We start from the raw sequence: 13988 nt of genomic DNA on the forward strand, positions 1-13988 counted from the left end.
TTCAGAGAAGCCATCGAGAATTTTTGCATTGTGACTCTACCTGAGATCGCAGACTCTTTGACGTCTCGAATAAATGATAATTTTCAAGTGCTCAAGCCCGCATCTTCAAGTTGATTGGGTATATCACCTTACGAAGTTTAGCCACAATCGACGATACATGTTGATCATCGATGATGCGTGGCAATAAAACTAAGAACTCATCGCCTCCTATCCTTGCCACGATGTCTGAACCGCGCAACTCACTCTTTATACGCTTAGCACATTCAACTAAGACCTGATCGCCGGCCGCATGACCAAACGTGTCGTTAATCGCTTTAAACCCATCCAGATCGATATTGACAACCGCAAAGGTTCTCGCTCTCTGCTTTTGAGTGGTTTTAAATGCCTGCTTGAGGCTGTACATGAAGTATCGACGATTCGGTAACATCGTGAGCTCATCATGCATAGAACGGCTATCAGCAATTAGATACAGGCGATAAATAGTCATAAAGGCAATCGCTAGCACTAACATTATGGAGTAACCCACCAGCCTTACCGCTTGAACTCGATACCAAGGCACGTCCATCAATACATGCTCACTACCGGAGAGAGCAAGGTACCAACCACCGTAAGGAAAGCTCACCTGCTCGGTGGCAAACGCATTATCGAACACACCCTGGGTGCCATAAAAAACAGGGCCATCTTTACCCGAACTGTTGGCACCGCGAATTGCGAGTTCGTACTTGTTCTCGATTTTCCCAATTCCGACATCTTCAAACAGCTCATCTAAGCCAATAACAGCACTGGATACACCCCAATAGTCTTGATTAAAAGGTGGGTCTCGAAAGATCGGAGTTCGCGTAATGAGTGCTTGACCACCTTGAAACAATTCAAAAGGCCCAGCAATAAAAGTGTTACCGAGATTACGGGCTATCTCAACAGACTCCCATTGGTTGGGATAATCGCGATAATTAATACCAAGAATCTGCTCATTGCCTTCCATAGGGTAAACAAAGTTTAGAATGTCGTCTTTGGCGAGCCCAATAAGTCGAATATGGAAGCCATCTTGAATGATATTCTCAGCAATCTTGTCCCAATTCTTCACCTCCCCATCAGGGTTGATGGTCACTAAGGTCGAGAAATTGTTGAGGATATACATATCTGACACGATCGCGGCTTCGATCCGAGAACGAATAATGGATAATTGTTTTTTTCCCTCAGAATACGATTCATTTTTAAGAAAAGTTAATTGCTTGGCGTGAAAGAACTCAATCGCGCTCACTATCGCAAGGAAAAAAAGAAAAGACACAACCTTAGCAGACCACTGCTTGCTAGAACCACTTGGCATTTACGAACCTCTAACACTTTTGTTCTATATACTGCCTTATAACGGCTCATTTCTGGCTTATTGCTCCAGTATGCCGCTAAGTCACTAAAAATCTATACTAACGTCTACTATCTATCAAATATTGTGCCATTCATCACTTCAGGTCTGTTGGTTATACTAATTGATTAATCAAAAAGGGTTAGTGAACCTTATAAAGCTTACATTGTATTGACTCAAACCTTACATTAATGGATTCATCGATGTTATTTTACATAGACTATTAATCAGCTTGGTACCTCACGACATGAAGCTAAAAACGATTACACTGTGCACATTACTATCAGCCTCAGTTACGGTCGCTGTTCACGCACAAGAGAACGCTCTGGCGACAAATGTACCGAGTATTCAAACCCAAGCAGATTCTCTCAACTCTCATGAACAATCTTTCAAACAATCTGCAGACCTCATTCGTACGACCTACGAAAGCCAGCTTTACACTCTGCCTGCATTCAAAGAAGGTCATTACGGGCTGCGCATGTATCGCCAAACATTAGACGATAAGTATTCTGCTGCGGTATGGAGTGACATGGCACGAGTGGCAAGTAAGCTCAGCACCCTGTCGAATGACGTTCATACCATGGAACAAATCGTACTCTACTCAGAGAAGCGCGTTGCTTCTTATGTTGGCGATAACGATGAGCGCAGTGTTCGACGTTACAACATCACCAAGCACATGCCTGAATATCTTTATCTTGGTGTTGACCTCCTAGGCTCTATGGCTCGTGCTAATGAATACGGTTTAGAGCACAAGAACGATGCTAAGCTGCGCGAAATCATTCGTCGCTATGACTTCTCACGATACGTGACCAACGAAGACATGGTGAAAGCGTGGGCGGCTCAACTCGCCAATCAAGTCTACTGGCTGCGCCAACTGGGTGAACAAGATGTCGTTGATGAGTTCGTCGACACCTTCAAGAAAGCGTATCCAGACGATGAAGATAAGAAGCTTTCAAGTCAGCAATTTGGCAACAAACTCTACGGCATGACACACGTCATCTTTGGTGATTCCGAGTACTATCAGCATCAAGTGAGCGAGCAAGATCATCAATGGATCTACGATTACTTCAGAGAAAACATCGATACGATTCTGCTGCGTGCGAAAGAAGATGTGATTGCTGAGGTTGGATTAACCTTCTTACTGGCAGGTTTAGAAGATGACCCAGTAGTCGAGAAAACTCGGCTCGCGATTCAAGCTTCTATCGATGAGAAACAAGGCATGATCCCTTCTATCACTGGTGATTTTGATCTTGAGTACGGTGAACACCGCAACGTGCTAGCAATCATGCTGCTCGATTGGCAGCAAGTGAATGAAGCGCCGACCTATGAAGGCAATCCTAAAGTGTTTACTAACATCCCTTACGGACTCATTAAAAACCAACCACCGAAGAACTAGCAGCATACCTAGGCTGGTCTTAGATACTTAGGTTGGTCATAGAACCCAAAAAGCCGCATACCTTTCAAGGCCTGCGGCTTTTTTAATTCTTTCCACACCATCACTTCGCTCTGGTTTAGGTTTAGGTTTAGGAGCAGACCTTGTTCATCACTATCGTGAAATCCCCTTCTGCGTAGCCCTCTATTAAAGAGACATCATCACAGAGCGTTTTACAGAAACGATAGACACCTTGAGGGTGATAACTCATCAAGGTATTACGTGAAGGATATTGGCTTGAGTTGAGAAGATTAAAAATCACCGTCTGATTCGCCAACTCAAGCATACGAGTAATCATGTTTGTCAGATAGTCAGGATCACGAGAGATGTAGTTCAGTGAACCACTGGCGATAACAATGTCATGCGCCTCAAGGTTCATTTTGCTGATGTCACCCGACAAAAACTGACAACGATCTTCTGTGTAGTTCTGCCTAGCCTTTTTTAGAAAGCCTGCATGTTGGTCAACACCGGTGTAAGATTGAATACGATAGATGCTGTCGAGCAGTTCAAACAACTCGCCATAGCCACAACCCAAATCTAAAACACTCTTCTTTTCGAAGTCAGCTGAACGAGCGATCACTTCAAAGCGACACAATTGACTCTCTTCACTAGTCCAACCTAGAGCTTTGGCCTTATCGCCATTCGAGCGGTTAGTCTGTTTTCGGTGATACCAATACACCTTAAAACGATCACGCCAGTGCATTACGAGAAATCCACCCACACTTCACGGCCACCAGCCAGCTCTTGGTTATGGTACTGCCATTGATATTGCGCAAGCAGCTTTTCAGTGAGCTCTAACCCTAGACCAAAGCCCAAATGATTGTCTTCTGCCGTGCCATCAGTGTTGTTGTTAACAATGGTGACTTTTGAACCCACTTGAACGATATCCACGGTACCACTTCCTGTGTGCTGGAAAGCATTGCGAATCAAATTGGTCAGCACGATTCGGGTTAGTCCAACTGGTAACTGGCATTGTGTGTCGTCGCCTTCAAGATTCACAACCACCGCTTTACCATTCAATAGATAGGTTAAATCGTGGGTAATCTGTTGCGACAGTTCGCCAAGATGTACGTTTTCCAGAGGCAGATCTTTGTCTTGTTGTCGGGTAAGCCACAACAAGGTTTCTGTCAGGTCTGTCATGGTGAAACCCGCGCGCTTAATTCGGTCTATCACTTCAAGCTGCTTTTCTGGGCTCTTTCCCTTTTGAATCAGCTTCTCTAGCAGTTCACTGTTGGTTCTTGTGACCGCAATAGGGGTACGTAATTCGTGGCTCGCGTAACCCAAAAATTTCTGCTCTCGTTCTAAGCTGTTTTGAACCGAACTCAAACTATCACGAATGATGTGAGCCAAGGTGTTCAGTTCACTGAAGTGAAAATCTGGTGTCGGTTCATTGAGGTTATCTTTATCTAACGATTTGGCCCAGTTCTTTAGCTGCTCAACAGGCGATGCCACCTTACGTAACACCAAAACCAAGATAACGAAAAACAATACAATCGCACCCAATGCGGTCAATAAAATCATCACAAAGTGCGGAAGCCCGTCATCTTTCATAAATTGGTCATGCCTTTGCGTAAACACCGCAGAAACATAACGAACCTCATCACCTTTCATTACCTTCATGGCGAAATAGCCTTTCTCGGGAGGTGAGAATATAGATTTGCCAATGATCATTTTGGTCATGCGGTTGAATTGCAGTTCGTTCTGGTTAAGGTTGTTCTGAATACCTTGTGGCAAGTCGCTCCATTGGGTCGCCACCGTAAATTCTTGATTAGTCATCGGCTTGCCTGGCTTCACCGCATCTTGTTGCGCTTGGGCAATCATAGAACCACGCATAGCGATATCCATCCCAGAGACAAAGTAATTTACGCTCAATGCAGAAAGAACCAGAATCGTCGTCACACCAGTGACCAGAATCGCCAATAAGACGTAGATCCTTAAACTTGGTCTGATCTTCATTCTTGTCGTAACTCCTTAATCGCAAAACCTTTGCCCGCAATAGTATGCAGTAGCTTATTGTCTTGTTCTGCATCCACTTGTTTACGCAAATTAAAGATGTGTACTTTCAAGCTGTTACTGTCTGGTTGGTCGTCGCCCCACACGCCCTGCATGATCGTCTCTCGTGAAACAGGATTAGGGCTAGATCGCATCAAAACTTCTAAAATTTTGAGCGCAGTTGGGGAAAGCTTGAGAGGTGAGTTCGCACGATAAGCTTGATGCTGTTTAAGGTCGATCTCGAGATCGCTCACCGATAAGCGGCTAACCTGACCACTGCGCCGCTTTGCCAATACTTGAGCTCGAACAATCAACTCTTCCATCGCAAATGGTTTGATCAAGTAGTCATCGGCCCCTTTTGAAAAGCCTGTCAGTTTATCATCGAGCGTATCACGCGCCGTCAGCATCAAAACGGGTGTATCAATACCCCGCGCTCTGAGATTCTCACAAACCTGCAAGCCATTCATTTTTGGCAAGTTGAGATCGAGAATTACTGCGTCATAGCGATTAGTTTCTATGAGATTGAGTCCAGCTAAACCATTTGCTGCATGATCACACTGGATGTCTTCTAAATCGAGGTAATCAATAACAGCAGTGGCTAAATCAAGGTCGTCTTCAACCAAAAGCAATTGAAGCTTATCTGTGAGTTTATTGGTGACGGATTCTGCCATCATGACGACCTCTATTTTAGTTATATTGTGGCTGGTAATGCGCGGTTCTGAAATGCCTTAGCCTATGGATCTTTGACTGTAATGAACCTAAACAGATGCTGCTGAGACTAACTCGGCATCCACCCGTTAAATATCATCATTAGCTTAGCCATTGTTAAGCCGTTTGTTCAACGCCTTTGACTCGATTTGTGACTTTAAGAATCAGAGACTTAATTTCACACTGGATCATTAACAATGCTGGCGTCAGAATCAATGTAATAAACGTCGCAAACAAAATGCCGTAACCTAGTGCCGCCGCTGCTGGGATCAGGAATTGAGCCTGCAGAGACGTTTCACTTAATAGTGGCGTCAAACCTGCGAACGTGGTGACCGATGTGAGTAAAACGGCTCTTAGTCGACCAGAACACGCTTCAACAATCGCATCGTGAACCGATTTCCCCTGCTCTTTGATCAATTCGTTAAAACGAGAAACCAACAACAAGCTGTCATTCACTACCACACCGCTCAACGCTAGAATACCGTTTAGCGATAGGATACTGATTGTTAAGTCATTCCACCAGTGTCCTAAGATTGCCCCAACAATACCAAATGGAATCGCTGTCATAATGATCACAGGCTGAATATAAGACTTCAGCGGGATAGCAAGCAGCGTGTAGATAGCAATCATGGCGAGTACAAACATGCTCATCATTGAACTCGCGGTTTCTTCTTGCTCTTCCGTTTCGCCAGCAAAGTCGACCGTTAGCCCCGGATATTGCGCTTCTAAATCGGGTACTAATGTGTCTTGCAACTGATGAACAAGCTCAGCAGGCGCAACCACCTCTTTGTCCAATACTGCACTGATGTACACAGCACGTTGGCTATCAATGCGTGTGATCTCTGATACTTGGTAATCAGAATATACTTTAGCGACTGTGCTCAAAGGCACCACGGTACCGTCGTTGGTTCTCACGCTCGATTGTTTGATATCCGCAATGGTTTGACGATCCGATTCAGGATAACGAACACGGACTTTCACCTCATCTTTACCACGTTGGAATTGCTGAACAATGTCACCACCAAACGCTTGTAGTACTTGTTGCGAAAGGCTTGCAGTATCAAACCCCAACGCGCGACCTTGCTGTGTTAATTCGAAACGATACTGAGGCTCACCCAGATCCAAGTTATGATCAATGCCACTCACACCGTCAATAGCTTGAAGCTTGGTCAAGAACTCATTGCCCGCCGCCGAAACTGATTCTTCATTCCACGCTTTTAGCTCGACTTTGAAGTTGTCGACCATCTCCATTTTAGACAAGATTTTGAGCTTCTTAACCCCTTCCATCGTGCCCACTGTCTCTTGCCACGCATCTGCAAACTCGTTCGATGTGTAGACACTGTCGCTATCTAATTCAATTTTAACTTGGCCAGAATCATCAGCATCGGCGATAACCTGAAGGCTCAGCAGTTCCGATGCTTCATCTTGAGCACCGTATTGCGCTCTCAGAGTTTCATCTGTTTGTGTTGCCGCCGCTTCAAGCACTAATAAGTTTTGTTGTGTTTGACCAAAGCTCGCGTCGTTTTGCATCGACATATCAGCAGTCACGGTGTCGCCCGGCATATCTGGGAAAAACGCCACACGAACCGCGCCAGTCATTGGTAGTCCTGCTACTAATATTAGTAGCGACAAGAAAACCATCACCACGGCATAACGCAGTTTCAGCGCCCATTCAATCACAGGGCAATAGATGCGCTGATTAAACCAACCTAGTCCTGTATCGGCAGCATGTTGAACACGAGCCCACAGCCCCTTTTTGTCGCTGCGCTTGGTGTTAATGTGTGCGAGGTGCGATGGCAGAATGAATTTAGACTCAACCAAAGACAGCAACAGACAGATAGTCACGACTGTGCCGAATTGAGCGTAAATCTGCCCCATTTTACCTTCAACGTTAGCTAGCGCTAAGAAGGCAACAACCGTCGTCAACACACCAAATATAGTCGGTGATGCCACCTTCATGGTGCCTCGAATGGTACTGCCGATCGAGTCGCCTTCTTCCTTGCGGGTGGAGTAGATACTTTCCCCGACCACCACCGCATCATCGACCACTATCCCGAGCGCCATAATGAAACCAAAGGTGGTCATTTCATTGATGGTTAACCCCATAAAGGTATCTGTCATGAAGAACATGGTGCCAAAGAATACGAACGGTAAGCCCGCAGCTACCCAGAAAGCGACACGCACGTTGAGAAACACCGCTAACACGATGAATACCAAAGCGATACCGGTGAGCGCGTTCTTCACTAACAGGCTCAAGCGGTCTTTGATCATGGTGCTTTTGTCGTACCAAGTTTCAATCTCGACATCATTAGGCAGCATGTTGCTGTTTTCCCAGCGATCCACCACTTGTTGAGCCTGTTCAACGATGCTGACGACGTCTCCATATTCATCCATCACGATCTGAATCGCCATCGCATTCTGTTGGTTGTAACGAGAAAGCATGAAGGTGTCATCGGCAAACATGTCTTCAACGTTAGCAATGTCACCCAATGTAATTTGAGTGCCATCAGTGGTCGTCATCACCGGAATCGCGTTGAAATCTTGCAGTTCGTACGCCTGTTCAGATACCTTCAAACGAACCGTTTTTTCACCATTGCGAAGGCTGGTCGAGATAGCTGCAGAAGATTCCGCATTGATCGCTTCAGAAACGTCAGTCAGTGTTAATCCATAAGCTTGGAGCTTGTTCTCATCAACCTCAACCGAGATCATAGGATCGGCTTTGGCTTTGATTTCCAAATCACGAATCGCCGATTGGCTCAGTAAGTCCGACTTAAGTTGCTCGGCTAAACTCTGCAACGTTGCTCGGTCTGCGTCACCATAGAGCTGCACCCATAAAGCATGATCTTGCATGCGAGCCTTATCAATCACAGGATTGTCAGCGCCTGCAGGCAGGTTATTGATCGCATCAACCTTAGTTTTAACGTCGGTTAACAGGGTATCAAGGTCATAGGTACTCGTTTTTTCAATAGAAACGTGACTGCCATTCGCGTCGGAAGTTGACGTAATACGCTTAATGCCCGGTACGGTTTCTAACGCATCTTCAATCTTAATCGCAAGGCCTTCTTCCGCCTGAACAGGGTCACCACTGTCATAAGTCACTGAAACAGTGACAACATCGGGTTCTAGGCTCGGGAATGCTTCTTTACGTAACGTGTTAAGCGACAACACACCAATGATGATCACGCCCACTAACAGTAAGTTCGCCGCCACAGAGTTGTTAGCAAACCACGCGATTACGCCAGTATGTGACTTACTCGACGTCTGGTTACTGTGCACTTGGTGATCACAGCGCGCTTTGTTATTAGGTTTCAGCTCGTTAGACATAACTAACCCTCCGCCTTAGCCAGCACAACCATGCCTGATTTAAAGCTGCTTAATGGACGCTTGACCACTTGCACGCTGTCACTATTTGATTCTGTAAGGCTATTTAGCTCGGTAGAGCTGCTCAGTTTGGTTGGGTCGATGTAAATCAAACCGCCCTTTTCAAACTCAACATTCGCGTTTGATTTAGAAAGCAGACCGTTGTCGTCTACAAACCACAGGTCACCCTGCTGCGAAAGTGCTGAAGCAGGAAGCTCCCATAATTGGGTTAACTGCTTACCAGATATCGTCGCTTGCACAAACGTGCCTGGATAAAGATCTTTCTCTTGCTCCAAAGGGTTATCGACTTTCACGATCAATGAGCGCTGACGTGTGTCTTGTTGTAAGTGCTGCTCAACTCGCTCGACATAACCTTGCCACTGGTATTGACCATCAGAGCTCGACAGAGTCACTGGCCACGGCTGCTCTTTCAATTGCGAGTTATCGCTGTTTGGTAAGCTCAACCATTGGCTTTCAGACAAAGGAACAGAAACCTCAACCTCATCAACGCTGTATAACGTGGCTATCTGTGCGCCCGTTTGTGCGTAGCTTCCCGGTTGAACATCACGGCTCACGACCAACGAATCAAAAGGGGCAACCAAGGTCGTTTTTTCGAGGTCTTGCTCAGCCTTTACCAATTCAAGCTTGGCGTTCTCTAAGGCCGCTGTTACTTGTGCCAGTTGTGGTTCACGCAACACCAAAGGTGAATCCGGCTCGCCAGACAAACCAGATCGTTGCCATTCAGACTTAGCTTGTTCGCCTTGTCTCTGTTCTTCCAATAAATCCAATTGAGCTTGAGCCACATTCGCCTTGGCTTGGGTTACCGCTTGTTGATAGCTGGTCGAATCGATATTGGCGATCACGTCACCTTGGCCAATCACTTGCCCGGTTTCGAACTGCGAGCTGATTGCTTCTACTCGGCCACTAACTTCTGTTGAAAACATCAACTCATAGCGCGACTTCGCTTCTCCGTAGCCTACCACTTCCGCTTGGTAGTCACCGAGAGTGGCAAGTACCACAGACACTTGCTGTTGTTGTGCGGCGGCTAAGGTGGTCGTTTCAACAGGCGTCATTTCAACAGACGTTGTCCCAATAGACTTAGTGTCAGCAACCATAACTTGAGACTCGGAAACTGTTAGTTCATTCGCCTTTTCAGGAGCAGGAGCCACTTGAGAACCGTTGTAAGCAAGGGCAGCAAAAATGCTTGAACCCGCAACAAGGGTGATTGCAATTGTGATGGTGTTCAGTTTCATGAAGATACTCCTAAGCCCAGAGCTAGGCCTAAATCAATTCGGTTAACGAGACGGTTATAAATGGTTTGTGTTAACTGCGCTTCAAGGTCATAGGTTTGTTGCTGAACAGTAAGTAGATCAAAAATGTCGACCAAACCCTGACGGTATTTCTCTTCATAGCTGGTGAAGCTGCGTTGTGCGCTCACCAAGGCGTTCGTTAGGTGTTGCTGTTGAAGCGTTAGTGAGGACTCTTGACCCATCGCGTTCTCCACTTCATTCACCGCAGTAAGTAGGGTTTCTTGGTAAGCCCAGTAACTGGTTTCTGTGGTTAGGTCCGCAATCTCAGCCTGTGCTTTCAGCTTGCCACCTTGAAACAGTGGTGCCGACACTTGACCAAGCGCACTCCACAAAGGTCCAGTAAGCAGCGCTTCACTCGGAGATTCCGCCATATCGGTTAGGCTTGCAGATAAACTGATCGAAGGCAGCATCGCTTTATATGCAGCATCAGCACGCAGTGTTTCTGCTTCAATATTGAAGAAAGCCGCTTGAAGATCCGGACGCCCTGCCAGATCTTGCGTCGGCATATTGTCTAGCGGGTTAATGATGGTTGGGAATGAACCGAGGTCCGCAAGTGATAACTCCTCAGACTCCCCACTCCACTGCCCCGTTAACAAAACTAACGCGCGTCGACTTTGTGCAAGTTGCTCGCGGTAATCGGCCAAGGTTGCTTGAGTCGATGCGCTGCTGGTTTTGGCGTTATCTAGCTCTTCAAGGCTACCTAACCCTGTGCGATAACGTTCTAAAACAAGTTCTTCATTGTTTTCTAGAATCACCAAGCGCTGCGTTTCAATATCAACAAGCTGCTGCTTCAAACTGATATCAAGCCAACCTCTCATCACACTCGCGACCAAAAGATCTTGAGCGCCCTGAAGGTTAGCCTGAGACGTCGCAATGTCTTTTAACGCGGCGCTGTTTGTGTCTGCTAATTTCTGCCATAAGTCCAACTCCCAACCGACCGTGACATCCGTGTTGTAGGTTTCAGTGGTGCTTGAGCCGTTAGTGCCTTCATCAGCTTGACCAGAAAAACTCGCATCGACGGTTGGTAAGCGGTCGCCAGACGTCACACCTTGCTGTGCATAGGCAATTTTGAGTGCTGTGATGCTTTGTTGAAGGCTTGGACTGTTCTGCAGAGCGCGCTCGATATAGAGATCGAGCTCCGGCGCATTCACGAGATCGGTGAGTTGTAGATTCTCAGCGTCTAGATCTTGTTTAGTAGACGTTTGATCACTAGAAGCCTGTTGAATCAGCTCTGCGAGTAAGCTTTGTTGTGTCTGATTAGTGCTTTGCTCAGCTAACGAAACATAGTCAGCCTGACTGGTTGTCGTGCAACCGATCAACCCGATTAGAGCAAGTGAAATAAGGGAATATTTTAAAGGAAGATTCAATTTCATCTTCTTGTCTCCTGTAAGAATGGAGACAAGATAACGAGCGGGAGGTTAAGGGAGGGTTAAGGCGAACGTTAACCCCAAAGAAAATGCAAAAAGTGTACGTTTAAACTTCTGTTTTATGCTTCTGACTTGCTAGAAAAGAGCCCACCGATCTTATAACCAATCGCATAGCAAACCACTGCAATGGTCACAAACACCAATGCCGAGAAGAAGTACGCCACCGATGCGGCGACACCAGTGCCCCATACGATGCTGAAGACTAAACCGTGGTAAGCCTCTTGCGGCCACTGAGTGATAGGGAACTGAGTACCACCAGCAATAAGATAAACCATCGCAAACAAGCCGATAAAGGCAGTGATAAGACCGATGAGAACGCGCATATTCATGGGAAGACCCTTGATTAATTGGACTTGGTTGCCATTATTCTTAATCGAAAGCGGATGTGCTTAGTCGAAATCGAATGTTCTTAGTCGAAACCGAACGATATTAATCGCAACCTGATGATATTCAAGTATATCGGATAAAACAGGCTTGCTCTATTACTCTTCCGAGTGAGCCTTATACACGACAGAGTAATGAAAGTGGTGGTTTGAATCTGCATCAACCTAACCAGTAGGCACAAAAAAGCGGATACCCTTCTTACGTAAACTCCGTAAGTAAGATACCCGCTTTTACTAAATTTAAGCGCTTTTATTGAATCTAGCTACTTTAACTTAATCTAGCTTAAAGCAGGATGAAGATGCCCGCTAAACATGCACTCATTAGGTTTGCTAACGTACCAGCCGCTACTGCTTTCAAACCTAAGTTCGCCACTTCTGCACGGCGCTCTGGTGCCATAACACCAATCGAACCTAATTGAATCGCGATAGAGCCAATGTTGGCAAAACCACACAATGCAAAAGTCACAATGACTTGGCTATGTTCAGACAGCAGAGCTTTGTTCTCAACGAAGTCGATGAATGCAACAAACTCGTTCATTACGATCTTCTGACCGATGTAAGAACCCGCCATTAATACTTCATCACTCGGGATACCAATTAACCATGCAAGAGGCGAGAATAGGTAACCGAAGATAGCTTGCAGGGTAATGCCCGCAAAACCGAACATTTCGCCTAGACTTTCTAAACCTGTGTTGACCATTGCAATCACACTCACGAATGCAACCAACATAGTGCCGACAGCGACCGCTACCTTCATACCGTTCATTGCGCCACTTGCTAATGCATCGATCACGTTGCTTTGGTCAGCTTTATCTAGCTCAATGTGGTCGTAGTCACTCGGAGTACTACGCTCAGGAACAATGATCTTCGCCATCAATAGGCTGCCCGGAGCCGCCATGAAGCTTGCTGCAATAAGGTATTTAAGCTCAACACCTAATCCTGCATAGCCACCCAGCACACTGCCGGCCACTGACGCCATGCCGCCCGCCATTACAGCAAACAGTTCAGAACGAGTCATAGACTTTAAAAAGGGACGAATAAGAAGAGGAGACTCACCCTGAGAAAGGAAGATATTACCTGTTGCAACTAGAGATTCAGCTTTACTGGTGCCCAGCAGTTTTTGCACCGCTCCACCAAGAACTTGAATCACTTTCTGCATAACGCCTAAGTAATAAAGCGCAGAGATCAAAGCACTGAAGAAGATAATGATTGGAAGTACGCGAATCGCGAAAATGAAACCTTCAGTAGCCAGATCACCAAATAGGAAAGCGATACCAACGTCCGCAAAACCAAGCAAGCTCGAAACGCCGTTGCTTAGGCTTGTTAACGCCAGTTGTCCCCAAGGGAAATACAACACCAAAGCAGCGAAGCCGATTTGAAGTAATAGTGCACGAGAGACCGTTTTCCAGTTAATAGAAGAGCGGCTCTCAGATAACAGACATGCGCAAGCAATCAGTGCAATAACACCGACAAGACCAAATAGAATATTCATAATGTGTCCTAGTAATCCTTAAAGAGTGAACATGAGCCAAACGAATGACATCAAAGGAATAGGACAAAGAACCGCAAGCAAAACGCTACGCGATGAAGGAGCTAACAACGTTAGCGACTGTAACAACGAGTTGTTCATGTAAAAATCACCTTATACAAGCAGTGGAACGTAGCTGGTCCGGTCCGTGGGGTCATTCACATATCCATGTGACGGCTTGTATTGGCTAAGCACCGGCTTAAAACCGGAAAAGAAGTATAAACAGTTAAGTGAGACTTTCATCACATTTTTTGACGCAAACGATCGCGCGGTCAAGGATTAAACAAAACGCTGTGTTTATCGTCATTTGTGTGCATAAAAACTGTAAACAACCTGTAGAAGTTGAATTTGTAATGTTAAGCGGCTTTGTTGCGTAATTCAATGGAACTAAATCAAGAACCTACGATCTGATCAGCTACCTCCACCCTCTCTCGTAGCCCTATGCCTAAGCCTCGTTACAAAACAACCAACTGGAAGCAATACAA

General features: G+C 45.9%; 9 protein-coding genes and 2 pseudogenes. 2 read left to right on the forward strand and 9 right to left on the reverse strand.

The window, feature by feature from the left end; genetic code table 11:
- Positions 1–114 (forward strand): annotated as a pseudogene (locus H5300_RS22510) (IS630 family transposase); the annotation flags it as partial.
- A gap of 7 nt (positions 115–121) precedes the next feature.
- Here the strand turns inward: H5300_RS22510 and H5300_RS22515 are convergent.
- Positions 122–1327: pseudogene (locus tag H5300_RS22515) on the reverse strand (diguanylate cyclase); the annotation flags it as partial.
- A gap of 283 nt (positions 1328–1610) precedes the next feature.
- On the opposite strand from H5300_RS22515, the gene H5300_RS22520 reads away from it, so the two are divergent.
- On the forward strand, positions 1611–2759 hold the full coding sequence (locus H5300_RS22520) for a DUF3541 domain-containing protein (protein WP_054543022.1): 1149 nt from the start codon (positions 1611–1613) through the stop codon (positions 2757–2759).
- Between the two features lie 127 nt (positions 2760–2886).
- On the opposite strand, the gene H5300_RS22525 is transcribed toward H5300_RS22520, so the two are convergent.
- The 8 genes from H5300_RS22525 to H5300_RS22560 all read right to left on the reverse strand — a co-directional run bounded on the left by H5300_RS22525 (position 2887) and on the right by H5300_RS22560 (position 13467).
- Positions 2887–3498 (reverse strand): trans-aconitate 2-methyltransferase, encoded by a 612-nt coding sequence (locus H5300_RS22525; protein WP_182796947.1) that lies wholly within the window; start codon positions 3496–3498, stop codon positions 2887–2889.
- Positions 3498–4751 carry a HAMP domain-containing sensor histidine kinase gene (locus tag H5300_RS22530; RefSeq protein ID WP_182796948.1) on the reverse strand — a complete coding sequence of 418 codons (1254 nt, stop codon included), beginning with the start codon at positions 4749–4751 and terminating at the stop codon, positions 3498–3500. The genes H5300_RS22525 and H5300_RS22530 overlap by 1 nt, the downstream gene beginning before the upstream one ends.
- Positions 4748–5458, reverse strand: coding sequence for a response regulator transcription factor (locus H5300_RS22535; RefSeq protein WP_054542448.1), 711 nt, complete (start codon positions 5456–5458; stop codon positions 4748–4750). The genes H5300_RS22530 and H5300_RS22535 overlap by 4 nt, the downstream gene beginning before the upstream one ends.
- A 154-nt stretch (positions 5459–5612) precedes the next feature.
- Positions 5613–8819 carry an efflux RND transporter permease subunit gene (locus H5300_RS22540; protein ID WP_182796949.1) on the reverse strand — a complete coding sequence of 1069 codons (3207 nt, stop codon included), beginning with the start codon at positions 8817–8819 and terminating at the stop codon, positions 5613–5615.
- 2 nt (positions 8820–8821) lie between these two features.
- Positions 8822–10108, reverse strand: a complete 1287-nt coding sequence (locus H5300_RS22545; protein ID WP_182796950.1) for an efflux RND transporter periplasmic adaptor subunit — start codon at positions 10106–10108, stop codon at positions 8822–8824.
- Complete coding sequence (locus tag H5300_RS22550) at positions 10105–11538, reverse strand: TolC family protein (protein ID WP_182796951.1); 1434 nt, start codon at positions 11536–11538, stop codon at positions 10105–10107. The genes H5300_RS22545 and H5300_RS22550 overlap by 4 nt, the downstream gene beginning before the upstream one ends.
- 113 nt (positions 11539–11651) lie before the next feature.
- Positions 11652–11921, reverse strand: coding sequence for a hypothetical protein (locus H5300_RS22555; RefSeq protein WP_054542452.1), 270 nt, complete (start codon positions 11919–11921; stop codon positions 11652–11654).
- 337 nt (positions 11922–12258) lie between these two features.
- The gene (locus tag H5300_RS22560; RefSeq protein ID WP_004729974.1) at positions 12259–13467 is read right to left on the reverse strand and encodes a NupC/NupG family nucleoside CNT transporter; all 1209 of its coding nucleotides are present in this window, start codon (positions 13465–13467) and stop codon (positions 12259–12261) included.
- Positions 13468–13988: the final 521 nt, after the last annotated feature.

It is taken from the genome of Vibrio sp. SG41-7, assembly GCF_014164465.1.
GTDB classification, from domain to species: domain Bacteria; phylum Pseudomonadota; class Gammaproteobacteria; order Enterobacterales; family Vibrionaceae; genus Vibrio; species Vibrio splendidus.

Coding starts and splice junctions, on each gene's coding strand:
- H5300_RS22560 (WP_004729974.1), bottom strand. CDS start 13,467: ATGAATATTCTATTTGGTCTTGTCGGTGTTATTGCACTGATTGCTTGC.
- H5300_RS22555 (WP_054542452.1), bottom strand. CDS start 11,921: ATGAATATGCGCGTTCTCATCGGTCTTATCACTGCCTTTATCGGCTTG.
- H5300_RS22530 (WP_182796948.1), bottom strand. CDS start 4,751: ATGAAGATCAGACCAAGTTTAAGGATCTACGTCTTATTGGCGATTCTG.
- H5300_RS22520 (WP_054543022.1), top strand. CDS start 1,611: ATGAAGCTAAAAACGATTACACTGTGCACATTACTATCAGCCTCAGTT.
- H5300_RS22535 (WP_054542448.1), bottom strand. CDS start 5,458: ATGGCAGAATCCGTCACCAATAAACTCACAGATAAGCTTCAATTGCTT.
- H5300_RS22545 (WP_182796950.1), bottom strand. CDS start 10,108: ATGAAACTGAACACCATCACAATTGCAATCACCCTTGTTGCGGGTTCA.
- H5300_RS22525 (WP_182796947.1), bottom strand. CDS start 3,498: ATGCACTGGCGTGATCGTTTTAAGGTGTATTGGTATCACCGAAAACAG.
- H5300_RS22550 (WP_182796951.1), bottom strand. CDS start 11,538: ATGAAATTGAATCTTCCTTTAAAATATTCCCTTATTTCACTTGCTCTA.
- H5300_RS22540 (WP_182796949.1), bottom strand. CDS start 8,819: ATGTCTAACGAGCTGAAACCTAATAACAAAGCGCGCTGTGATCACCAA.